We start from the raw sequence: 21,965 nt of genomic DNA, 5'->3' as shown, positions 1-21,965 counted from the left end.
CACACCATGATTATCGGTTATGCCATTTCCATCCTGCTGCTGCTTGGCATGTCAGGCTTTTTTTCTGGTTCGGAAACCGCACTGACAGCGGCGTCGCGCGCCCGAATGCACCAATTGGAGAAGGATGGCGACAAGCGTGCCGCAACGGTGAACCGGTTGATCTCCAATCGGGAAAACCTGATCGGGGCGATCCTGCTCGGCAACAATCTCGTGAACATTCTTGCCTCGGTTCTGGCGACGTCGCTGTTTACGGCGCTGTTTGGCCAGGGCGGGTTGGCCCTCGTCATGGCGACGGGCGTCATGACCATTCTTGTGCTGGTGTTCGCCGAAGTGTTGCCGAAGACGTATGCGATTTCACGTCCGGATACGATGGCAATGAGTGTGGCCAGACCGATCAGCGCCCTGGTTCTTGCCGTGTCGTGGATCGTCGTCCTGATCCAGTTTGTGGTCAGCGTGACGCTTCGTGTGCTCGGTCTTGGTACTCCGGCGGAAGCGGTTTCTGCGGAACAGGAAATTCGAGGCGCGATTGATCTCCACGCATCCGAGGGCGGTGTGGGCGCCGAAGACCGGCTGCGCCTTGTTGGCGCGCTGGACCTGAAGGAACTGACAGTCGAAGACGTCATGATCCACCGCAAGAACATCAAGATGCTGAATGCGGATCTCGAGCCGCGCCAGCTTATCATGAAGGCCATGGCGAGCCCGCACACGCGCTTGCCGCTTTATCGCGGCGAGAAGGAAGAGATTGTCGGCATTCTGCACGCAAAAGACCTGTTGCGTGCTGCGTTACCCCTTGGCGGAGACTTGTCGTCGCTCAATCTTGAAGACCTGCTTCGCAAGCCGTGGTTCGTTCCGGAGACAACGCCAGTTCAGGATCAGCTCGATGCGTTCCTGCAAAAGCGGAGTCACTTTGCACTCGTCGTGGACGAGTATGGCGAGCTCCAGGGACTGATCACGCTCGAAGACATTCTTGAAGAGATCGTCGGCCACATTCATGATGAGCATGACGTGGCGGTGCAAGGCGTGCGCCCGCAGCCGAATGGGTCTGTGAATGTTGATGGCTGGGTCCCTATTCGGGACTTAAACCGCGCGACCGGATGGAATTTGCCCGACGAGGAGGCCGTGACGGTCGCGGGCCTCGTCATTCATGAGGCGCAAACCATCCCTGAGCCAGGCCAAAGCTTTGTGTTCCACGGGTATCGGTTCAACGTGTTGCGCCGACAGCGCAATCAAGTGACCGGCCTGAATATTTCAGAGGCCGAGACGAGCTGATTCGGTTTTCCGGCTGGCCATCTGCAGCGTATCGGCTGGGTCTTCGTCGCACCCATTGGCCTTAAGCCAGTTCTTTTCGTTCAAGGACACGATGTGGGCCGAATTCGGATCGGGATTGTCCATCGCGATGACCGCCCACTCCCCCTGAAGGGTTGGAATATCATGCGAAACCGGCACGAAGACGATTTCGCGATCTGGTGTGCAAACCGTGTCGCGAATCCAGTGCATCATGCCCAGATTCATCTCATCAGATACAGGCTCGGCGCTCGCTGAACCCATGAACATTGCGCCCGCAGCTGCGGCGATCATCAATTCTCTTACCATCACCCGTTCTCCTCGACGGCTGTGGAATTAATGAACGAGTCATAATTCGGTTCCGCCAGAAGATAGGAAATTCAAGAATCAGGCCGGTTTCGCCTTCAGCGCAAGAGCATGAAGCCCGGTATCGAATTCAGGCTGCAGTACCAGCATAACGGCGCGCTGCGTCTGGACGCGGGACAATCCTTCGAATGCAGCGGATGTGATTCGCACGGAATAATGGGTTTCGCCACCCGGTGCGGCCCCGGCGTGCCCGGCGTGTTTGTGGCTGTCATCCGTGATTTCGAGCTCTGTGGGTTCGAAAGCCTCGGTCAAAAGGTCACGAATTCGCGATAACCTGTCACTTGGCGGTGGCATCTTTAACCTGCTCTCCTTATTATGCCGGGCCATGTCAGACAGTGACCCATTTTCCTATCGCGTGAAGTTCAAGGATATACGCATCAAGCCTCCCAAAGACGAGGCTTCACGTGCGCGTGCCCAGAAGACTCGTGTTTGTGACCACAAGGAATGCGACCTTGAGGGGACGCATCCTGCGCCGAAACGCAAAGGAAATGGACGCCATTGGTTCTGTCAGGTTCATGCGGCGGAATACAATCGCAGCTTCAACTTCTTCGAAGGTATGTCGGAGGCGGAAGCCGCGTCCTTTGCCCGTCAGGAACGGTTTGGCCACAAGCGTACCTGGAAATTTGGAACAGGTCCGCTGGCGGGAGAAAAGAGCGCTCAGAAGCTTGATCCGCGCCGTTGGGCGGGTAGCCGGTTCTTCAACATGGATGACGTGGCAAATGGCGAGGCCGCGAGTTCGAGCAACCGCAATACGCTTCAGACCCGCGCATTGAAGGAACTGGATCTGGAAACAGACGCGACGCCAGCACAAATCCGTGCGCGCTACGCGGAATATGTGCGGCGGTTCCATCCGGATTCGAACAAGGGTGACCGTTCTTCGGAGCACAAGCTGCAACGCGTCCTACGCGCAGGGAAGCTGCTGAAGGCCGCCGGCCTGATGAAAGGCTGAGATGCACGACATTCTGGTGATCGGCGGCGGGATCAACGGCACGGGGATCGCGCGCGACGCCGCGGGCAGGGGGCTTGATGTCGTCCTGTGCGAAAAGGATGACTTGGCCCAGCACACATCCTCCTCCAGTACCAAACTGATTCATGGCGGCCTGCGTTACCTCGAACAGTATGATTTCAGCCTCGTTCGCAAGGCACTGATTGAACGGGAGATCCTGCTCAAGGCCGCGCCTCACATCATATGGCCGATGCGGTTTGTCCTTCCGCACCACAAGGCGCTGCGACCAGCCTGGCTGATACGGCTGGGACTCTTCATCTATGACCATCTCGGCGGACGAAAGATCCTGCCAGCCACGACCACGCTTCGCCGAAAGTCGACGTCTAAACTCGATGCTTTGAAAGATGAGTTCAGGCTCGCCTTCGAGTATTCAGATTGCTGGGTGGAGGATTCGCGTCTTGTCGTGTTGAACGCGGTTGATGCGAAGGCGCGCGGCGCCGAAATCCTGACGCAAACCCGGTGCACATCACTCACGCGCCACACCGATCACTGGGAAGCCGTTCTCGAAACCTCAGGCGAAACACACACCCGGCAGTTCAAGGCCGTCGTCAACGCGGCCGGCGCGTGGGTTGATGACATTCTGGACCTCGATAGCAACCAGCCGGACGTGACGCATCTCCGACTCGTCAAGGGTAGTCACATCATCGTGCCGCGATGGCATGAGGGTGATCACGCCTATTTCTTCCAGAATGGCGATGGCCGGATCATGTTCGCAATTCCGTATGAACGCGGAGAGTTCACCCTGATCGGCACAACGGATGTTCCCTATGATGCTGATCGCGACAAGGTCGAGATCACTCAGGATGAGATCGAATACCTCTGCGACGGGGCGAGTGAGTACTACAAGGTGCCGGTGACACCAGCAGATGTCGCGGCCACCTATTCAGGCGTACGCCCACTTTACGATGACCACGCTGCTAACGCCTCCAAAGTTACGCGGGACTATGTTCTGAAACTCGATGATGGGGCAGGGGCCCCGATCCTTTCGGTCTTCGGCGGAAAGATCACGACCTATCGGGAGCTTGCCGAGGACGCGATGGCGACCTTGGCAGGTATATTTTCTGAAACCGCGCCGGATTGGACCCAAACCGCAAGCCTGCCTGGAGGGGATATCCCGGACGCTGATTTCTCTTCATTTCTGGGCGAATTGCTGCGCGAGTATGCGGCGCTAGACCCTGCACTGATTGAGCGGTTGGCGCGGGCGTATGGCACACGGGTCCGGCTTCTGCTTGGAAAGGCAGAAAGCGAAGCGGGACTCGGGCGGGCGTTCGGGGCGGGACTGTTCGAGGCGGAGGTCAACTATCTGGTCGAGTCGGAGTTTGCGCGCTCAGCCGAGGACATTCTCTGGCGTCGGTCGAAGCTTGGCTTGCACATGAGTGAGAACGAGCGACGGGCGTTTGCCGATTGGTTTGCAGAACATTACGGGGCATAGATTCCAGATTTCCGATGCCGGATTGGGCAACCCGGCAAGTCGAATGGGACAATCTGCACGTCCGCGCTGATTCGCCCGCGCTCGCTTGGTAGACAGGCGGGAGGGTCTATGATCAAAGGCCCCAATCGAATTATCGCGGCATGGCCGCCATGAGAGAGACTGAAGATGACCAAAGGCTTGGTAACTGTTTTCGGCGGGTCGGGGTTTATCGGTCGCTATGCTGCCCGTGAACTCGTGAAAAAGGGCTGGCGTGTGCGCGTTGCGTGTCGCCATGTGAATACGGCGGGTGATGTTCGCCTCGCAGGCCCTCCAGGATGGGTCGATATCGTTCAGGCCAATATCCGCAACCGGGAATCCGTTGATCGCGCGCTGGAAGGCGCCGATGCAGTGGTCAATCTGGTTGGCATCATGTTCGAAAAGGGTGCGCAGACGTTTGAATCCGCTCAACGCGAGGGAACTAAAGTTCTTGGCGCTGCTGCGGCCGAGAAGGGCATCACACGCTTCGTTCAAGTCTCCGCAATTGGTGCAGACGCCGATTCTGATGCAGACTATGCGCGCACGAAAGCTGAAGCCGAAGCGGCTGTGCGCGAAGCCGTGCCAACGGCGACGATTCTGCGTCCTTCCATCGTGTTCGGCCCGGAAGACGAATTCTTCAATCGGTTCGCCGCGATGGCGACGTCACCCATCATGAGCGTGCTGCCGCTGTTGCCTGCGCTTGGCGGTGGGAAGACGCGCTTCCAGCCCGTGTATGCAGGGGATGTGGCTGAAGCGATTGCGACTGCGGTGGATAATGAGGCGGCTGCCGGCAAGACCTACGAATTGGGCGGCCCGCGGACTTACAGCTTCAATGAGCTGTATGACGTGATCTTCTCCACCATCGACAAACGCCGGTTCACCGTGCCGTTGCCCTTTTTCGTGGCCAAGCCGATGGGTTATCTGAGCGCTGCTGTGTGGCGCTACGTCCCACCATTCTCTTGGGGCTTTCTCGGTGATCCGCCGCTGACAGCCGACCAGGTTGAAATGTTGAAAACCGACAATGTGGTGGCCGACGATGCGCTGACCATGAAGGATCTTGGCATTACTGATCTTGAATCGGTGGAGGCCATCGTGCCGGGCTATCTGTGGCGCTTCCGGGATTATGGCGAGTTCCACAAAGCTTCTGAAGCCTGATCTAGAGCAGCCCGATCATGGGTGAGCCCAGGATCAGGACGGCCCCGAGCGCAAAACGGTAGATAACGAAGGGCAGGAAGCTCATTCGGCTGAGCAGTGACATCAGAAACCAGATGGACGCGAGACCGGTGATGAATGAAATACCCGCAACAACCAGGCCATCCTGAAGCGTCAAGACTGAACCGGCAGGATCAGCGGACATGAGGCCGATGAGGCCATATCCACCGGCCGCCGCCAGTATGGGGGCACCAATCAGCATCGAGAAGCGGGCGGCTTCCGTGCGATCATAGCCCAATGCTCGCGCGGCCGTCATTGTTATGCCGGACCTGCTTGTCCCCGGCAAAATGGCTGCGATGGCCTGCGTGGCACCGATCAGGAATGCGTGCCAGAGCGTCATGTCTTCTTCTGTGCGTGTTCGTGCGCCCTTGGCGTCGGCCCACCAAAGGAGCGCGCCGAACACTATAGTGGTTGCTGCAACCACGTAGATGCTTCGCATTGTCGAGAGCATGCTTTCTGGCAGGAACAATTCGTAGGAAACGGCGACAATCAGGGCGATGGGGGTCGCGACGATGACGGCGGCGGCGAGGCGTGCCCCTTTCGAAAGAGGTGATTTCGAAACAGGTGCGGCGATCAGTTCGAATCCGCCCGCAACGGCATCTGCGACGTCTTTCCTGAAGTAGATGAGCATGGCCAGCAGAGTGCCAATATTTGAGACTGCGTTGATGAGCAGTTCATCCGCAGGACTTGCACTGAAATAGCCTGCTGCAAGCAGAACGTGCCCCGAAGACGAAATCGGCAGCCACTCGGTGGTACCTTGAAGGAGGGCTATGATGGCAAGCTGCAGGAGTGACATGGCGCGAACCTAGTTGAATTCCGACAGTTTGCACCTAGCCCAATTCGGTAAACCAACCATCAAATCACTACATATCAAAATAATACGAAAATATGAGACTGTTTCTCATATTGGAGTGTTTTTTGCGATTGTGCAGAATTACGCATATCGAAACAATATATAAAGCGCGATATACTATTGCGCACAAGGCGCTCACGCCGTAAGCCCGGGCTTCCAAGGTCAGGAGCGCCACTATGGCAGAAAAGATGCTGAAATTCATCAAGGTCGAGCGAAGCATGCCGACAAAGCGATCCGCGACGGATCGCAAGGACGATTTCGATGAAATCTATGCAGAGTTCAGCAAGGACAAGGCGAAAGAGCAGGCAACGCGCTGTTCCCAATGCGGCGTTCCATTCTGCCAGCAAGGCTGCCCGCTATCGAATAATATCCCGGACTGGCTGAAACTGGCGGCGGAAGATCGCCTGGAAGAGGCATATCAAGTGTCCTCTGCGACGAATAACATGCCGGAGATCTGTGGCCGCATCTGCCCGCAGGATCGTTTGTGCGAAGGTATTTGTACAATCGAGCAGTCCGGTCATGGCACGGTGACAATCGGCTCGATCGAGAAATATATCACAGACAATGCCTGGGAGCAGGGCTGGGTAACTCCTATCAAGCCACCACGGGAGCGGGCTCAATCGGCAGGCATTATTGGCGCTGGCCCGGCGGGTCTGGCGGCGGCGGAACAGCTGCGCCGCAAGGGCTACCAGGTTGTCGTGTATGATGCGTATGATCGCGGGGGTGGTCTGCTGGTCTACGGTATTCCGGGCTTCAAGCTCGAGAAAGATGTCGTCGAGCGTCGCATCAAACGGCTGGAAGATTCCGGCATCGCGTTCAAGTTCAATACGCGCGTTGGGGAGACTGTTTCTCTTGCGACCCTGCGCGAAGAACATGACACGGTTCTGATCGCGACCGGCGTGTACCAGGCGAAGGACCTGAAATGCCCCGGTAGTGGCAATGAAGGCGTTTTCCCGGCGCTGGAATACCTGACCGCTTCCAATCGCAAGAATTTTGGCGACGCCGTTCCAGCCTATGATGATGGGACGCTGAACGCCGATGGAAAAAGAGTTGTGGTGATCGGAGGCGGCGATACCGCAATGGACTGTGTCCGGACTGCCATTCGCCAAGGGGCAAAGAGCGTCACGTGCCTCTATCGCCGGGACCGCGCCAACATGCCGGGGAGCCAACGGGAAGTGGCGAACGCTGAAGAAGAGGGCGTCACGTTCGAATGGCTCGCGTCACCGGAGGCAATTCTCGATACGAAAGCCGGCAAGCTGAAAGCCGTGCGGGCTAGCCGCATGAAACTGGGTGAGCCCGATGCATCCGGTCGCCAATCTCCGGTGAGGACCGGTGAAACCTTTGACCTGAAGGCCGACATGGTCATCAAGGCGCTTGGCTTTGATCCGGAAGACCTGCCTGAGCTGTTTGGAGAAGAGACGCTGACCGTGAACCGTTGGGGCGCGGTGCGGGTCGATTACGCCACAATGGAAACCAGCTTGCCGGGCGTTTACGCCGCGGGCGATATCGTACGCGGAGCATCGCTCGTCGTTTGGGCCATCAAAGATGGCCGTGACGCAGCGGACGCAATGCACAAGGCGATGAAAGCACAAGAGCGCGCCTCTAAAGTGGCGGCGGAGTAAATACATGTCAGATTATGTAAAGCAGTATGAAGCCAACCGTCAGCGCTTGATCGACGGCCATGCCTATGACCCTGAGTTCGAACACGATGCGTGTGGCGTTGGTCTGGTGGCTGCGCTGGATGGCAAGCCGCGCCGCGAAATCGTTGAAATGGGCATCGAGGCTCTGAAAAATGTCTGGCACCGCGGAGCGGTGGATGCTGACGGCAAGACAGGCGATGGCGCCGGTATTCGCGTGGAAGTGCCTCAGGATTTCTTCCGGGAACATGTCACGCGCACGGGCCATAACCCAACAGATGACCCGATCTGCGTTGGCCAGATCTTCTTGCCACGAACGGATTTTGCAGCGCAGGAAGCTGCGCGGACATTGGTGGAGACTGAAGTCCTGCATTTCGGCTTCTACATCTATGGTTGGCGTCAGCCGCCGGTCGATGTGACCGTTATCGGTCAGAAGGCGAAAGACACACGCCCGGCAATCGAACAGATCATGTTCCGTGACGCGATGGGACGCAGCCCCGAAGACCTGGAGCGTGCGCTTTATATTTGCCGCCGGCGGATCGAACGCCGTGCCCGCGAAGCGGCCATTCCATCTTTCTACGTCTGTTCGCTCAGCCACTCGTCCCTGATCTACAAGGGCATGTTCCTTGCTCAGGATATCGACAATTTTTATCTGGATCTGAAAGACGAACGTTTCGTCTCTGCCTTCGCAATTTATCACCAGCGCTACTCGACCAACACCTTTCCCCAATGGTCATTGGCACAGCCCTTCCGAATGATTGCGCATAATGGCGAGATCAATACGGTTCGCGGCAACAAGAACTGGATGAAGAGCCATGAAATCCGCATGGTGTCCGAGGCATTTGGTGGCCATGTCGACGACGTGAAGCCGGTTATTCCGGATGGCACATCAGATTCCGGGGCATTGGATGCAGTCTTCGAAATCCTCTGTAAATCGGGGCGCTCAGCTCCGATGGCAAAAGCCATGCTTATTCCTGAAGCCTGGTCCAAACGCGATTCCGTGATGCCCACGTCGCATCAGGCTCTGTACGATTACTGCAATTCCGTGATGGAGCCGTGGGATGGCCCGGCTGGCATCGCGGCTTATGATGGCCGTTGGGCAATCGCTGGCCTTGATCGGAATGGTCTGCGCCCTCTGCGCTATGCGTTGACGGCGGACGGTATTCTGGCTGTCGGGTCGGAAGCTGGCATGTGTCCGCTTGGCGATCACGAAGTGACGAAGCGCGGCCTGATTCAGGCCGGCGGCATGATTGCGGCGGACCTCAAGACCGGCAAATTCTATGAGCATGGTGAGCTTGTAGACCTGCTGGCGGGCAAGGCGCCTTACGAAGACTGGCTCAAGGCTGTCACAGAACTCGAGCCGGAAATCGGACCAGGGCCCGAGCCACTGATGTTCAACAAGGAAGACCTGCTGCGACGTCAGACCGCGGCGGGATACACGCTTGAGACGTTGGAGCTCATCCTGTCGCCAATGGCAGAGGGTGGCAAGGAGGCCATCGGTTCGATGGGTGATGATACGGCGACAGCCGTGCTGTCATACTCCTATCGCCCAATGAGCCATTTCTTCAGGCAGAATTTCAGCCAGGTGACAAACCCGCCTGTTGACCCACTGCGCGAAGAACGCGTCATGAGCTTGAAGACCCGCTTCAAGAATCTCGGAAACGTGCTGGACACGGATAAATCCCAGCAGGAAGTGTTTGTGCTGGAGAGCCCGGTTCTCACCAACGGGATGTATGACCGGTTGATCGATCGGCTGGGTGTCGGGACCGCAGAAATCGACTGTACGTTCGACGAGTCTGATGCGGCCGGCGACGGCACAGCTCTCAAGAACGCCCTCAGCCGTATCCGTCAGGAAGCGGAAGATGCGGTACGTGAAGGTCGTGAGCACATCATTCTGACCGATCAGCATCAGTCTGCTGATAAAATCGCCATCCCTATGATCCTTGCGACGGGCGCGGTTCACTCTCATCTCGTAGCCCAGGGTCTACGGACGTTCTGCTCCATCACGGTGCGGTCTGCAGAGTGTCTCGACACGCATTATTTTGCGGTTCTGATTGGTGTCGGTGCGACTTGCGTGAACGCTTATCTGGCGCAAGATATCATCGCCGACCGCCAAGCAAGAGGGCTGTTCGGGGATCTCGATCTCAATGAATGCGTGCTGAACTTCAAGAAAGCCATCGAGGGCGGGTTGTTGAAGATCATGTCCAAGATGGGCATTTCCGTAATCTCGTCTTATCGCGGTGGCTATAATTTCGAAGCATTGGGTCTCTCCCGCGCGCTCGTAGCGGACTACTTCCCAGGCATGAGCAGCCGGATTTCCGGGCTCGGGCTTGCGGGCCTTGAAGAGAATGCGCTCGTCAGACACGAGGCCGCATTCGATGAGGACGTGGTTTCGCTTCCCGTGGGTGGCTTTTACCGCTTGCGTGCATCCGAAGAGCCGCATGCCTTGGATGGAAATCTGATCCATACGCTTCAGGCTGCGTGTGATCGCGGCGATTATTCCATCTATCGCAAATACGTCGAGGCTGTTCACTCGCGCGACCCGATTCAATTGCGTGACTTGCTGGACTTCAAGCCTGCCGGGGCACCGGTTCCGGTATCCAGCGTTCAGTCGATTAATGAGATTCGCAAGCGCTTCGTGACACCGGGCATGTCTTTGGGCGCCCTTAGTCCGGAAGCGCACGGTACGTTGAATGTTGCCATGAACCGTATCGGCGCGAAATCCGTTTCCGGGGAAGGCGGCGAAGACCGTGCGAGGTTCCGTCCTCTTCCAAATGGCGACAATATGAATTCTGCAGTCAAGCAGGTCGCATCTGGTCGATTTGGTGTGACGGCGGAATATCTGAACCAATGCCGAGAAATCGAGATCAAGATCGCCCAGGGTGCGAAGCCGGGTGAAGGCGGCCAGCTGCCTGGCTTCAAGGTGACGGAACTCATCGCGAAACTTCGCCACGCAACGCCGGGCGTTACGCTGATTTCGCCACCGCCGCATCATGATATCTATTCGATCGAAGACCTCGCGCAGCTGATCTATGATCTCAAGCAGATCAACCCAGAGGCACGTGTCTGCGTGAAGCTGGTTGCCCAATCGGGTGTCGGCACGGTTGCCGCCGGGGTTGCGAAGGCAAAGGCAGATGTCATTCTGATTGCAGGCGGAATTGGTGGTACCGGTGCAAGCCCTCAGACCTCGATCAAATATGCTGGCCTGCCTTGGGAGCTTGGCCTGGCTGAAGGGCACCAGATCCTGTCGCTCAACAATCTGCGCAACAAGGTGACGCTCAGGACAGATGGTGGCCTGCGCACCGGTCGGGATATTGTGATTGCGGCCATGTTGGGCGCGGAAGAATACGGTATCGGCACGGCCGCGCTCGTCGCCATAGGCTGCATCATGGTCCGCCAGTGTCATTCTAACACATGCCCCGTTGGTGTTTGTGTTCAGGATGAAGCTCTGCGTGCGCACTTTACCGGGTCTCCGGATAAAGTCGTTAATTTGATGAGCTTCATCGCCGAAGACGTGCGCGAAATTCTGGCATCTCTCGGCCTGAAATCGCTGGATGAAGCGATCGGACGGACAGATCTGCTGACTCAGGTCAGCCGTGGTTCCACGCATCTGGACGATCTCGATCTCAACCCGCTTCTGGTGCAGGTCGATACAGAAACGCCGGTCATCTATCAGCCGAATCGTCGAGAAGAAGTTCCGGATACGCTGGATACCCAGATCCTGCGCGATGCCGAACCATTCTTCGAACGTGGCGAGAAAATGCAGCTGGAATACGGCGTTCAGAATACGATGCGCGGTATTGGCGCGCGGTCGAGCTCTGCCATCACGCGCAAGTTCGGTATGCAAGCCTTGCCCGAAGGCCGCCTGCATATCCGCCTTGAAGGCTCAGCAGGCCAGTCACTCGGTGCGTTTTCCGTACAGGGTCTTTTGCTGGAAGTTATTGGCGACGCGAACGACTATGTGGGCAAAGGTTTGTCTGGAGCCTCCATCGTTGTCTCTCCCCGACCGAAGGAGCGCAATCGCGCCGGTGATGCGATCATCGGGAACACCTGTCTCTATGGCGCGACGGCTGGCAAGCTGTTTGCGGCAGGGACGGCGGGTGTTCGCTTCGCGGTTCGAAACTCCGGCGCTGTGACGGTGATCGAAGGCTGTGGCGCAAATGGCTGTGAGTACATGACAGGCGGCAAAGCCGTTATCCTTGGGCCGGTTGGTGACAATTTCGGCGCCGGTATGACGGGTGGAACGGCTTATATCTGGGATCCGGACAATCAGTTTGAGAAGATGGCCAACCCGGAAGCCATTGATTGGTATCCGCTTGCCGAGATGAAAGCGGATCATATCGCTGAAGCGAAGGCCCTCATCGAAGAACATTTCAAGCGGACCAAATCTCTGCGTGCGAAGGACCTGCTCGAGAATTGGGAAACAACGACCCGAGAGATCTTGATGATCGTGCCAAAGGAAATTGCGCATCTTCTGTTGGGCGACACGAAGCCCAAGTCCAGGAAGAAAGCACTGGCATAGGCCTGATGAAAAAGCCCCCGGAGCGATCCGGGGGCTTTTTCGCTATTGAGGTTTCTTCCGCCGTATCCGGGGCCAGACCAGTTTGAGCCAGATCCATAGGAAGACACCGATCAGGATCAACCACGGCAGCCCGACCGCAAAGGCAGTGATTACGGCGGCGAGGGCGCTGGATAGATTGTAGAAGAAGTCTCCAAACGCATTTCCAATTGGCGAGAGTGCACTTTGAGAAACTGGATTGCGTTTTGTCTCGTAGTTCACGCTGAGCTGGCTCATGTTCACGCGCAACATCAATGCTTTGAGCGAAGATTTCAGAGAGTCGATCTCACCATTCACCCTTGCCAGTTCCCGCTCGGTCGCCAGAAGGTCGCCGAGTTCTCCGTCTCGATTGGCGAGCAATTCCTCCAGACGTTTTTGCAAAGTCTGCTGAGCATTCAGCCGGGCGTCGGTGTCAATAATGGAAACGGTGAGGTCTTCAGCCGTCGTTTGGCGGTTCGTGACGTCTCCGTTCGCCTGCTTGGCTTCTTCGTCAATGCCGTTGAGGAATGTTTCTATCCAGTCAGGTGTCGCGCGTAGTTGGAGCGATCCAGAGGCCTCATCTTCGGAATAGGTGTTGAACCAGGAGTTTGTGACGATGCAGACGGATGGCCCTGCGGCGTTGCAGGCGGCTACATGCCCCTGCATCACTGGTTCAATCTGTTTGACTGGCAGGCGCAGTCCGAGGGAATGCGAATAGGCAATGTATTGTTGCGCAACGTCGTCAACTGGCGCGCCATCGGTGCCCGATTTAGAGAAAGCCTCGCCCACGGCCATGTCCTGCTCCATCATCGGAGCAGCTGCCGGGGCAGACATTCTGGAGCGTTCGATTGGCTCCCCGCTTGGCCCGCCGCATGCCGCGAGCAAGAGCGCTGCGGCTGTGAATGTTGGTATCTTGAGTTTCATCTGGTCCCTCCACGTCCGTGCGGACTTCCACATGAAACCAGCAAAATGGCAAGATCAGGTTGGAAATCAGGCAGGGTGTCAGGGACGAAACCCAATGCGTCTTTCTCCGGGCTCCAGCGTTCGCCAGGCGTGGTGGATAAAGTCCACGAGTAGGGGGCGCGTATCGCGCGGGTCGATGATTTCCTCTGCGTAGAAAGACTCTGCCGTGCGGAAGGGTGACCGGATCGCATCGAACTTCTTGTAGAGTTGGGCTTTCAACGCGTCCGGGTCCTCGGCCTCGGCCAGTTCCTTGCGGAATGCCGCTTCGATGCCTCCCGCCATTGGCAGGCTGCCCCAGTCGCCGCTCGGCCAGCAATAGCGCCATTTGGTACGGCTCTGGTTCATCATGGCAGACCCGGCCAAGCCGTAGGCCTTGCGGATAACCACAGAGCAGACAGGAACGTCTGCCTGGTAAATCGCGGTCATGGCACGCACGCCGGCGCGGGTAACGCCCGCCGTTTCCGCCTTCACGCCGACCGCAAAGCCGGGACAATCCACGAAGTGGACGACGGGCAGGTGGAACTGCGAACACAGATCCATATGGCGCGCGACCTTGTCGCAAACATCCGCCGTCCAGGCACCATCAAGGAAAAATGGGTCGCCAGCGAGAATGCCGACTGGATACCCGTCCAGCCGCGCGAAACCGCAAACGATACCGCGGCCCCAATCATGGCCGATTTCGAAGAAGCTGCCCTTGTCGACTGTCGCCTCGACGATCTTGCGCGGCTTGTAGGGTGTCTTGCCATCTGTTGGGACGATGGAGATGAGACTTTCTTCGCGTCGGTCGGGGGTATCATTCGGCTGTTCCCGTTCCGGAAGTTCGTGCACGGAGGCTGGGAGATAGGACAGGAAGCGACGGGCTGTTTCGAACGCCTCGGCTTCCGAATTCACCACATTGTCGACGGTTCCGTTCTGCCCCTGGATTTTCCAACCCCCCATTTCTTCCTTGGTGACATCTTCCCCAAGCGCAATGGCAACTGGCGGGCCAGCAACGAATACCTGGCTCAGCTCTTTCACCATGACAGAAAAATGGCTGGCGGCGACCCGGCCTGCGCCCATACCAGCACACGGGCCTAGCGCGAGGGAGACGAACGGAACCTGTGTCAGACCGTGAGTGATTTCGTTCCAGCCTGGTGTCTCCGGGATGTATGTGCGCGGATCCTTTTCCAGCATCTTTACCGATCCGCCGCCGCCCGTGCCATCAATCATCTGCACCAGAGGCAGTCGGTATTCGGCTGCCATCTTGATGGCCTGCACCATCTTTTGCCAGATTGAGGCATCTGCGGCCCCGCCGCGGACGGTGAAATCATCGGCCAGAATGACCGTGGATTTCCCGTTCAACTGCGCTCGACCCATAACTGAGTTCGAGGGCGTAAAATGCTCCAATTCGTCGTCTGCGCCATAGGTTGCATTGCCAGCGATCTTGCCGATTTCGTGGAAGCTGCCGGGATCGGCCAGGAACGCGACCCGTTCGCGGACCGTCAGTTTTCCGCGTCCTCGTTGTCGGGATACGGGCTCTTCGCCGCCCATTTTCTCTGCCAGCCGCTCGCGCCGACGCAATTCTTCAATCGATTTTTGCCAACTCATGCGCGTGAATTTCCATGCTTCCGCTACGCTAGGTCAAGCGGATTTCAAAACCTGAGCAATTCTCCGATTCCCCGCAACAGCTGAATCAAATCAAGTAAATGTCGCCGTTGAAGTCTTGCCATTCGCTGTCAGGATCGGCTTTATCGCCTCAAGTCCATTCAAGGAGGATTTCAATGGATCTCGCAGAACTTACTTCGAAAGCCGACTCCGCAGTCGAGGCTGGCGGCGACTTCACCAAGAAGGTGAAATTCGATTTCGGTGACGCTGGCAAGCTGTTCATCGACGGCGTGGCCGGCAAGGCCGACAATTCCGACTCTGACGCCGACGCCACCATCAAGGTCAACTGGGACGACTTCGTGAAGATTTCCGAAGGTGCCATGGACCCGACAATGGCCTTCATGCAGGGCAAGCTGAAAGTTGAAGGTGACATGTCTGTCGCCATGCAGCTGCAGAACCTGATGAAGAAGTTCAGCTAATCACGCTGAAACGAACTTGATCTCAGTGGCCGTCCGGGGAAACCTTGGGCGGCCTCTTTATATTTGGACGCTTTGCATGACGACGGCCCCTCACATCCTCGACGATTCCTTCGTTCTGGTCCCGGGAAATCCTCCGCCGGATGGCGCAGAGATTGTCTGGTTCAAGGGAAGTGGCGGGCGCAATCTAAGAGCGTGTATCGCGCCAGCCCTGTCTGCATCGAATCCTCGCGGTACGGTGATCGTTTGTCCGGGGCGAACGGAATTCATCGAGAAATACTTCGAGGTCGGGCGCGAGCTACAGGAGATGGGCTTTGCCGTTGTCATCCTGGACTGGCCGGGCCAGGGTCTGTCGGAGCGATTGCTGGACGATACGAAGAAGGGACACATTGACCGGTTCGAGACGTTCATGGGGGCGCTTGCGAACGGTCTGGAAAGTCTTCAAGAGCGGCTGCCGCGACCTCATGTTTCGCTCGCGCACTCCATGGGCGGTGCGATCGCGCTGGCGACCATTTCGCAGGGATTGGTCAAGGTCGATGCGGCGGCATTCTGCGCACCCATGTGGGGGCTGAAGTCACGTTTTCTTGGAATGCGATATCTCGTCTGGGCCATGCGCGCGACGGGGCGCGCCGGTGACTACGCTATCCAGCCCGGACCGCCGGAAACATTCGAAACCAATATTGTGACCCATGACAAGAAACATTGGGAAATGCAGCGCGCTCTGATCGAGGCGCGACCGGATCTGGAGCTTGGCCCCGTGACCTGGGGATGGCTTGGCGCATCGCTGAACATTCTCGATACATTCACAAAGCCGAAGACGTTGCAGCAAGTAACCATTCCGGTGTTTGTCGCGTCCGCTGAAGAAGAACAACTTGTCGACAATGCGTCACATGAGAAGATTTGCGCCAAGCTGCCAGATTGCGAACATGTGGTCGTCGAAGGGGCGATGCATGAAATTCTAATGGAAACCGAAGATCGCAGACAGGAGTTCTGGGAGGGTTTCCACCGCCTGCTGAAGCGCGCGGATATATAAAAGCGAGGAAATCCAATGCCAGTTCTGTCTCTATCACGCATCTTGAGTTTCTGGGCAGAGCAGCAGCCCGACCGTGTTGCCATCGATCACGAAGGCGACGCCATTTCATGGGCAGATCTGGACGCCTCCACGAACCGGTTGGCACGCGCATATGAAGCCTTGGGTGTGAAACAGGACGATTTCGTCACCATTGCCCTGCCGAACAGCATTGAGTTTTTCTCGGCCTGTTTCGCAGTCTGGAAACTTGGCGCAACACCGCAGCCTATTTCCGCGAAGCTTCCCAGACATGAGCGCGACCAGATCATTGAGCTTGGCAAACCATCGCTGATCATAGGCGTTCAGCCGGGAGAATATGAAGGGACGCCGTCCGTTTCACTGGGCTTTGAACCGGATGCCGCCCTCTCCGATGACGCGCTACCAGAGCGCACGGCCGCCTCACTCAAGGCCATGACCAGTGGTGGATCTACTGGTCGCCCCAAACTGATCGTGTCGGCCCAGCCTGCAACGTGGGATACGGAGCTTCCTTTTCTGGAAATCCAGCAGCAGGGTGCAATGCTGGTTCCCGGGCCGCTCTATCATAACGGGCCCTTTGTCTGGGCCATGACGGCTTTGTTCCGAGGGTGTACTGTGGCCATCACGACGCGTTTCGATGCCGAGAAAACCCTTGAAACGATTGAGCGCGTCCAGATCGACATTGTGTACATGGTGCCGACGATGATGCGCCGTATCTGGTCGCTGCCAGAAGACGTCCGTACAAAGTATGACATATCTTGTCTGAAGACGCTCTGGCATCTTGCTGCGCCATGCCCTGCCTGGCTGAAGGAGTGTTTCATCGATTGGCTCGGAGCAGAGGTCATCTGGGAACTCTATGCCGGAACGGAAGGGCAGGGCACAACCATGATCCGGGGCGATGAGTGGCTGGAGCACAAGGGCTCGGTCGGTCGACCGGTTGAGGCATGTGAGATCAAGATCGTCGATGAGACTGGGCAAGCTGTGCCCGCGGGCGAGGTTGGTGAAGTTTTCCTGCGCCCCCTGACGGGGCAGGGTTCCACCTACCGATACATCGGCGCGGAAGCAAAAGCGATTGATGGCGGCTGGGAGAGTTTGGGCGATCTTGGCTGGATGGATACCGATGGATATCTCTATCTCACAGATCGACTGTCCGACATGATCCTTTCCGGCGGTGCAAACATTTATCCTGCCGAAGTCGAGGCCGCGATTGATGCCTATCCCGGTGTGCGATCTTCGGCCGTCATCGGCTTGCCGGATGAGGATATGGGCGCGCGTCTCCATGCGATTATCGACCGGCCAGACGGCGCGGTTGATGACGCATCCATGCTTGCGCATCTGAACGAGCATCTTGTTCGCTACAAAATTCCTAAGAGTTTTGAATTCGTGTCTGACCCGGTTCGGGACGATGCCGGGAAAGTCCGGCGCAAGGCCTTGAGGGAAGCGCGGCTGACAGCTTGACCGAAACGGATTTCCCGGATCGCTTGACTTCCGTAGCGGAGGCATAGCTCCCCTGTTGAAAATTCAGGAGGAGACCAAGATGAAAGTTGCTGCCGTCAAGAAGCCCGGAGGCCCCGGCAATCTGGTGATTGAAGACCGTCCAGACCCGAAGCCGAAGGCCGGAGAGATCCTTGTTCGTATTCATGCGAGCAGTTTGAACTATCACGATTTTGTTGTCGTCATGGGGGGGATCCCCACAGATGATGGACGCATTCCGATGTCGGATGGCGCCGGAGAAGTCGTTGAAGTTGGCGAGGGCGTGACGAAGTACAAGCCCGGTGACAAGGTGCTGTCGCTCTTCTTCCCGAACTGGCAAGCTGGCGAGATCGAAGCCGCTGGCTTTGCAAGTGTTCCCGGAGATGGCGCCGACGGGTGTGGCGCGGAACTTGTCGCTGCGCCGGAAACCGCATTCACGCGTATGCCGGAAGGATACTCTTATCGTGAAGCTGCGACGCTCCCTTGCGCGGCGCTGACGGCATGGCGTGCCCTGATGGTCGAGGCGAAAGTGAAGCCCGGTGATTGGGTTCTGACCCAGGGCACAGGTGGTGTTTCCATCTTTGCACTGCAATTCGCCAAGGCCGCAGGGTGCCGTGTGATTTCGACTTCGTCCTCAAACGCTAAGCTGGAGCGCCTGAAGGAATTGGGGGCGGATCACGTTATCAACTACAAGGACACGCCCGACTGGGGGAAGGCGGCCAAGGCGATCACCGGAGGCCGCGGTGTTGATGAGGTCGTCGAGATCGGCGGACCGGGCACACTGGCCCAATCGATTACAGCTTCGCGTCCGGGTGGGCATATCTCCCTCATTGGTGTTTTGACTGGCGTGGCGGGTGAAGTGCCCACCGCCGCTTTGTTCTCCCTGAACATTACCCTGTCCGGGATTACTGTCGGATCCAGGCGGCATCAGGAGGACATGATTGCCGCGATCGAGGCCAATGGCATCAAGCCGGTTCTCGACAAGGACTTCCCGCTTGCCGAAATTGCTGATGCCTTTGCCCATCAGGCAAGCCAGCAGCATTTCGGCAAGATCACGCTGAGTCTCTAGCTCGCTATGTACTGCGCGCCGTTCACGGTCATTGTCGCACCAGTGATGAAGGCGGCTTCATCGCTGGCGAGGTAGGCGCACATCGAGGCGATCTCTTCGGCCTTGCCAAGGCGGCCGACAGGGATCGTCGCGATGATCCCCTCAAGGACCTTTTCCGGAACGGCCTGGACCATTTCTGTGTCGATGTATCCGGGGCAGACCGTGTTCACGGTGATACCCTTTTTGGCGCCTTCCTGTGCGAGCGCCTTGCTGAAGCCAATCAGACCGGCCTTGGCGGCGGAATAGTTTGCCTGACCAAACTGGCCTTTCTGACCGTTGATGGATGAGATGTTGATAACGCGGCCCCAGCCGCGCTCACGCATGCCTTCCCAAACCTGACGGGTGACATTGAAGGCGGATGTCAGGTCGATATCCATCACCTGTTGCCATTGTTCGCGGGTCATCTTGTGAAAGGGCGCGTCTCGCGTGACGCCGGCATTGTTGACGACCACATCGACAGGCCCGAGATCCTTTTCGATCTCCGCAAGGCCCGCGCCGACCGCGTCATAGTCGGCCACATCGAACTTGTAACATTTGATGCCCAGCTCTTTCGCGCATTCATCGGCGGCCTGCTGATTGCCCGCAAAATTTGCTGCGACCGCAAAGCCTTTTGCTTTCAGGGTTTCGCTGATTGCGCGACCGATTCCGCGCGTACCGCCAGTAACCAAAGCTACTTTCGCCATAACACATTTCCTCCCGTGTCGTTTGACGCCATCAGCTAGCCATTCCACCGGTGCGATAGCAATAGCGGATTGGTCACGGGCAATTTTTGTGCAAGACTTGCTGCATAGCACAATAATTGCTTCGACGAATTGAGAAGCAGAGGGCAGGACATGGCCAAGGGAAACGGATCAGACGATCTGATCATCATCAAGAAATACGCGAACCGTCGACTCTACGACACGTCGACTTCCTCTTACGTGACGCTCGACCATCTCTCGGAACTTGTCCGCGAAGGGCGTGACTTTGAAGTGCGCGATGCAAAGTCCGGAGAGGATCTGACGCGTCAGGTCCTGACGCAGATCATCTTCGAAAACGAGACGAAGGGCGAAGGGGCTTTGCCGTTGAATTTCCTGCGCCAGTTGATCGGCTTCTATGGTGGCGGCGCGCAGGCTTTCCTGCCGTCCTATCTGGAGATGTCGATGAACAGCTTCACCGAGGCGCAGAAGGAATGGCGCAAGGCGGCCAATCCGATGAATGCCTTCGAGCAGCAGGCCAAACGGAACATGGCCATGTTCGAAGAGGCGATGAAACTGTTCATGCCGACGCTCAAAAGCGCCGAAAAAGCCGCGCCTGCCGCAAATCCGATGATGGAATACCAGGCCGAGGCGCTGGCCAACATGCAGGCCCAGATGGCCGCGATCCAGAAGCAATTGTCTGACCTCTACAGCAAGGATTGAGGCCGGACGGTAAAAGAGCCCGCGGTGCGGGCTCTCAAAACTGGTTCATTTTGAAACAGGTCTAGATATCGCCCACGCCAAAGTCGCGTCGGGCGGAGACGATCGTGACCACGACGCCTGCCAGCACATCCAGCAACGTCATCGACATCAGGATGAAGAAGGTCGACGTTGCAAAATTCGGCAGCAACAGGAACTGGATCAGGCAGACGATGAAGAGGATCATCGAAACCGCGTGATTGATGATCGTCGCCGTGCCGGTTGAGGTCGACTTCAGGATTTCCAGAAACAGGAAAATCACGGCCAACAGGACAATGGCGTCTCCTTTGGTCAGGACCCATTCGACGCCGGAAATCATCGGCAGGCCGATAAACCGGTCGCTGAGCAGGCCGAGAATCGGCGCTGCATCCGAACGGATGATCTCGCCAAACTCATTCGCCGTTTCTACCGATCCGCCAAATCCGACGGCGAGAAGATTGTAGAGCGCTACCGGAATGACCAGCAGCGGAAAAATTCCGAAGATTGCGCGCATAAAAGACCCCTTTCTGGTTCTGCCGCCAGAGGCGTCATGTCCCCGACGCTTCTGATCCCGCCTTGCGATGGCCGCGCCTGAGATGGCCAATTTGGTTTCGCGATCCATGGCGGACTTACCCGTCCTTCGTCTGCATTAAAAACACGTTTACCGTAATGGCCTGCGTGTGGCGAGCCACTTCTTGGGTGTCAGAAATCCTGGGTCAGGAAAACCCGGAAGGTGGCATCGGGCGACCCGGACGTGACACCGAACAGGGCGCTCGTGCGCAGTGACAGGCTGTCGGTGAGCGGCAGGTCGGCAAATGGGCCGATCTGGTGGCTTTGCTCGGACAGGGGGAGGATATCGCTTGTCCGCCCGAAGGAATTGTAGAGCTCCGCGCCGACATCAATGTCCGGGGCAATCGCCCAGCCGAGGTCGCCTCGCGTTTGCAGGAAGGTGCCAGATTGCCGGTTTGAGCCGGTCTGGACAGTGCCAATCGCCGTGAACCGCGCTGTGAGCGTGTCCGACAGACGGAACTGGTTCAACCAGTGCAGGGAGACCTGGCCGGGCCGGTCATCGTCGCGCAGCCGGGCGTCAAACCGCAGACCAGACGCCCAGCGCGCACCATCGGGCGTCATCTGCCAGCGCAACTCGGCTTGGGCATAGTCAAAATCAACTGTTTCGGCGTCCGTCTTGCGGGCATGGATCACGCCCCGAACGAGCATACGTCCATTCAGCGCATAGTCGACGTGCACACGTTGAGCCAGACCGTTCGTATCCGGGTCATAGGCGGCGCGGTACCCTGCGGCTCGTTTCCCTTCGGACACTTCCGGTCCGGAAATGCCGCTGGTAAGTTGAGCTGAGGCGGGCAGGCCGAGGCCCGCCAGGGTGAAGGCAAGCATGAGGAAGACAGTGCGGATCATCATGATTGTATGGCTGTATTGAAAACGTCTTTAAAGATACGAAAATGTGTATTTTCAGCTTCAAAAGACCGCAGGCGTGTCGCTCTCAGCGCCCAAAGCCGGACTGGCTCTCACCATCCGGGTATCCTGTAGTCCAGCTCCGT

Annotated in this window: 19 protein-coding genes; 11 read left to right on the top strand and 8 right to left on the bottom strand. The window is 57.5% G+C overall.

The window, feature by feature from the left end:
* Window positions 1-6: 6 nt before the first annotated feature.
* Window positions 7-1,269, top strand: a complete 1,263-nt coding sequence (locus HY36_RS05535; protein ID WP_035549627.1) for an HlyC/CorC family transporter — start codon at window positions 7-9, stop codon at window positions 1,267-1,269.
* Here HY36_RS05535 and HY36_RS05530 read toward each other — a convergent pair.
* Both HY36_RS05530 and HY36_RS05525 read right to left on the bottom strand, forming a co-directional pair.
* On the bottom strand, window positions 1,249-1,593 hold the full coding sequence (locus HY36_RS05530; protein WP_035549625.1) for a hypothetical protein: 345 nt from the start codon (window positions 1,591-1,593) through the stop codon (window positions 1,249-1,251). The two genes, HY36_RS05535 and HY36_RS05530, sit on opposite strands and share 21 nt — an antisense overlap.
* A gap of 78 nt (window positions 1,594-1,671) precedes the next feature.
* Window positions 1,672-1,944, bottom strand: coding sequence for a BolA family protein (locus HY36_RS05525; RefSeq protein WP_035549623.1), 273 nt, complete (start codon window positions 1,942-1,944; stop codon window positions 1,672-1,674).
* Between the two features lie 31 nt (window positions 1,945-1,975).
* Here HY36_RS05525 and HY36_RS05520 point away from each other — a divergent pair, with 31 nt between their 5' ends.
* The 3 genes from HY36_RS05520 (at window position 1,976) to HY36_RS05510 (ending at window position 5,258) form a co-directional block, all read left to right on the top strand.
* Entirely contained in the window at window positions 1,976-2,599 is a 624-nt protein-coding gene (locus HY36_RS05520; protein ID WP_035549620.1) for a J domain-containing protein, read from the top strand.
* A gap of 1 nt (window position 2,600) precedes the next feature.
* Entirely contained in the window at window positions 2,601-4,088 is a 1,488-nt protein-coding gene (locus HY36_RS05515) for a glycerol-3-phosphate dehydrogenase (protein ID WP_035549619.1), read from the top strand.
* 165 nt (window positions 4,089-4,253) lie between these two features.
* Window positions 4,254-5,258, top strand: a complete 1,005-nt coding sequence (locus HY36_RS05510; protein ID WP_035549617.1) for a complex I NDUFA9 subunit family protein — start codon at window positions 4,254-4,256, stop codon at window positions 5,256-5,258.
* A 1-nt stretch (window position 5,259) separates the two neighbouring features.
* Here HY36_RS05510 and HY36_RS05505 read toward each other — a convergent pair whose 3' ends face one another.
* Window positions 5,260-6,111, bottom strand: a complete 852-nt coding sequence (locus HY36_RS05505) for an undecaprenyl-diphosphate phosphatase (protein ID WP_035549615.1) — start codon at window positions 6,109-6,111, stop codon at window positions 5,260-5,262.
* A 233-nt stretch (window positions 6,112-6,344) separates the two neighbouring features.
* Here HY36_RS05505 and HY36_RS05500 point away from each other — a divergent pair, with 233 nt between their 5' ends.
* On the top strand, window positions 6,345-7,790 hold the full coding sequence (locus HY36_RS05500; RefSeq protein WP_035549613.1) for an NAD(P)-dependent oxidoreductase: 1,446 nt from the start codon (window positions 6,345-6,347) through the stop codon (window positions 7,788-7,790).
* A 4-nt stretch (window positions 7,791-7,794) separates the two neighbouring features.
* Entirely contained in the window at window positions 7,795-12,327 is a 4,533-nt protein-coding gene (gltB, locus tag HY36_RS05495; protein ID WP_035549612.1) for a glutamate synthase large subunit, read from the top strand.
* 42 nt (window positions 12,328-12,369) lie between these two features.
* Here the strand turns inward: gltB and HY36_RS05490 are convergent, their stop codons facing one another.
* Window positions 12,370-13,266, bottom strand: coding sequence for a DUF4349 domain-containing protein (locus HY36_RS05490; protein ID WP_035549611.1), 897 nt, complete (start codon window positions 13,264-13,266; stop codon window positions 12,370-12,372).
* Window positions 13,267-13,344: 78 nt separating this feature from the next.
* Window positions 13,345-14,892, bottom strand: a complete 1,548-nt coding sequence (locus tag HY36_RS05485; RefSeq protein WP_035549609.1) for an acyl-CoA carboxylase subunit beta — start codon at window positions 14,890-14,892, stop codon at window positions 13,345-13,347.
* Window positions 14,893-15,065: 173 nt separating this feature from the next.
* Between HY36_RS05485 and HY36_RS05480 the strand changes: the two genes are divergently transcribed.
* The 4 genes from HY36_RS05480 (at window position 15,066) to HY36_RS05465 (ending at window position 18,952) form a co-directional block, all read left to right on the top strand.
* Window positions 15,066-15,368 carry an SCP2 sterol-binding domain-containing protein gene (locus HY36_RS05480; protein WP_027842057.1) on the top strand — a complete coding sequence of 101 codons (303 nt, stop codon included), beginning with the start codon at window positions 15,066-15,068 and terminating at the stop codon, window positions 15,366-15,368.
* Between the two features lie 76 nt (window positions 15,369-15,444).
* Window positions 15,445-16,398 (top strand): alpha/beta fold hydrolase, encoded by a 954-nt coding sequence (locus HY36_RS05475; protein WP_035549607.1) that lies wholly within the window; start codon window positions 15,445-15,447, stop codon window positions 16,396-16,398.
* 15 nt (window positions 16,399-16,413) lie between these two features.
* A complete protein-coding gene (locus tag HY36_RS05470) occupies window positions 16,414-17,868 on the top strand; it encodes an AMP-binding protein (protein ID WP_035549605.1) in 1,455 nt (484 codons plus the stop codon).
* Between the two features lie 79 nt (window positions 17,869-17,947).
* Window positions 17,948-18,952 carry a zinc-dependent alcohol dehydrogenase family protein gene (locus tag HY36_RS05465; RefSeq protein ID WP_035549604.1) on the top strand — a complete coding sequence of 335 codons (1,005 nt, stop codon included), beginning with the start codon at window positions 17,948-17,950 and terminating at the stop codon, window positions 18,950-18,952.
* Here the strand turns inward: HY36_RS05465 and phbB are convergent.
* Window positions 18,949-19,674 carry an acetoacetyl-CoA reductase gene (gene phbB / locus HY36_RS05460; RefSeq protein WP_035549603.1) on the bottom strand — a complete coding sequence of 242 codons (726 nt, stop codon included), beginning with the start codon at window positions 19,672-19,674 and terminating at the stop codon, window positions 18,949-18,951. The genes HY36_RS05465 and phbB overlap by 4 nt on opposite strands.
* A gap of 150 nt (window positions 19,675-19,824) precedes the next feature.
* Between phbB and phaR the strand changes: the two genes are divergently transcribed.
* Window positions 19,825-20,391, top strand: a complete 567-nt coding sequence (phaR, locus tag HY36_RS05455) for a polyhydroxyalkanoate synthesis repressor PhaR (RefSeq protein ID WP_035549601.1) — start codon at window positions 19,825-19,827, stop codon at window positions 20,389-20,391.
* A gap of 61 nt (window positions 20,392-20,452) precedes the next feature.
* Here the strand turns inward: phaR and HY36_RS05450 are convergent, their stop codons facing one another.
* Window positions 20,453-20,920, bottom strand: a complete 468-nt coding sequence (locus HY36_RS05450; RefSeq protein WP_035549766.1) for a hypothetical protein — start codon at window positions 20,918-20,920, stop codon at window positions 20,453-20,455.
* Window positions 20,921-21,108: 188 nt separating this feature from the next.
* Entirely contained in the window at window positions 21,109-21,825 is a 717-nt protein-coding gene (locus tag HY36_RS05445) for a hypothetical protein (RefSeq protein ID WP_035549599.1), read from the bottom strand.
* Window positions 21,826-21,965 lie beyond the last annotated feature (140 nt).

Source organism: Hyphomonas atlantica corrig. (genome assembly GCF_000682715.1).
In the GTDB taxonomy this organism is placed as follows: Bacteria; Pseudomonadota; Alphaproteobacteria; order Caulobacterales; family Hyphomonadaceae; genus Hyphomonas; species Hyphomonas atlantica.
The sequence above is the reverse complement of the archived record's forward strand: the minus strand, read 5'-3'. Positions and strand labels throughout refer to the sequence as shown.

Excerpts from the sequence above, each read along its gene's own strand:
- HY36_RS05480 (WP_027842057.1), top strand. The coding sequence starts at position 15,066 with ATGGATCTCGCAGAACTTACTTCGAAAGCCGACTCCGCAGTCGAGGCT.
- HY36_RS05515 (WP_035549619.1), top strand. The coding sequence starts at position 2,601 with ATGCACGACATTCTGGTGATCGGCGGCGGGATCAACGGCACGGGGATC.
- gltB (WP_035549612.1), top strand. The coding sequence starts at position 7,795 with ATGTCAGATTATGTAAAGCAGTATGAAGCCAACCGTCAGCGCTTGATC.
- HY36_RS05445 (WP_035549599.1), bottom strand. The coding sequence starts at position 21,825 with ATGATGATCCGCACTGTCTTCCTCATGCTTGCCTTCACCCTGGCGGGC.
- HY36_RS05510 (WP_035549617.1), top strand. The coding sequence starts at position 4,254 with ATGACCAAAGGCTTGGTAACTGTTTTCGGCGGGTCGGGGTTTATCGGT.
- HY36_RS05520 (WP_035549620.1), top strand. The coding sequence starts at position 1,976 with ATGTCAGACAGTGACCCATTTTCCTATCGCGTGAAGTTCAAGGATATA.
- HY36_RS05530 (WP_035549625.1), bottom strand. The coding sequence starts at position 1,593 with ATGGTAAGAGAATTGATGATCGCCGCAGCTGCGGGCGCAATGTTCATG.
- HY36_RS05485 (WP_035549609.1), bottom strand. The coding sequence starts at position 14,892 with ATGAGTTGGCAAAAATCGATTGAAGAATTGCGTCGGCGCGAGCGGCTG.
- HY36_RS05535 (WP_035549627.1), top strand. The coding sequence starts at position 7 with ATGATTATCGGTTATGCCATTTCCATCCTGCTGCTGCTTGGCATGTCA.
- HY36_RS05505 (WP_035549615.1), bottom strand. The coding sequence starts at position 6,111 with ATGTCACTCCTGCAGCTTGCCATCATAGCCCTCCTTCAAGGTACCACC.
- HY36_RS05490 (WP_035549611.1), bottom strand. The coding sequence starts at position 13,266 with ATGAAACTCAAGATACCAACATTCACAGCCGCAGCGCTCTTGCTCGCG.
- HY36_RS05470 (WP_035549605.1), top strand. The coding sequence starts at position 16,414 with ATGCCAGTTCTGTCTCTATCACGCATCTTGAGTTTCTGGGCAGAGCAG.
- phaR (WP_035549601.1), top strand. The coding sequence starts at position 19,825 with ATGGCCAAGGGAAACGGATCAGACGATCTGATCATCATCAAGAAATAC.
- HY36_RS05450 (WP_035549766.1), bottom strand. The coding sequence starts at position 20,920 with ATGCGCGCAATCTTCGGAATTTTTCCGCTGCTGGTCATTCCGGTAGCG.
- HY36_RS05465 (WP_035549604.1), top strand. The coding sequence starts at position 17,948 with ATGAAAGTTGCTGCCGTCAAGAAGCCCGGAGGCCCCGGCAATCTGGTG.
- HY36_RS05475 (WP_035549607.1), top strand. The coding sequence starts at position 15,445 with ATGACGACGGCCCCTCACATCCTCGACGATTCCTTCGTTCTGGTCCCG.
- HY36_RS05500 (WP_035549613.1), top strand. The coding sequence starts at position 6,345 with ATGGCAGAAAAGATGCTGAAATTCATCAAGGTCGAGCGAAGCATGCCG.
- phbB (WP_035549603.1), bottom strand. The coding sequence starts at position 19,674 with ATGGCGAAAGTAGCTTTGGTTACTGGCGGTACGCGCGGAATCGGTCGC.
- HY36_RS05525 (WP_035549623.1), bottom strand. The coding sequence starts at position 1,944 with ATGCCACCGCCAAGTGACAGGTTATCGCGAATTCGTGACCTTTTGACC.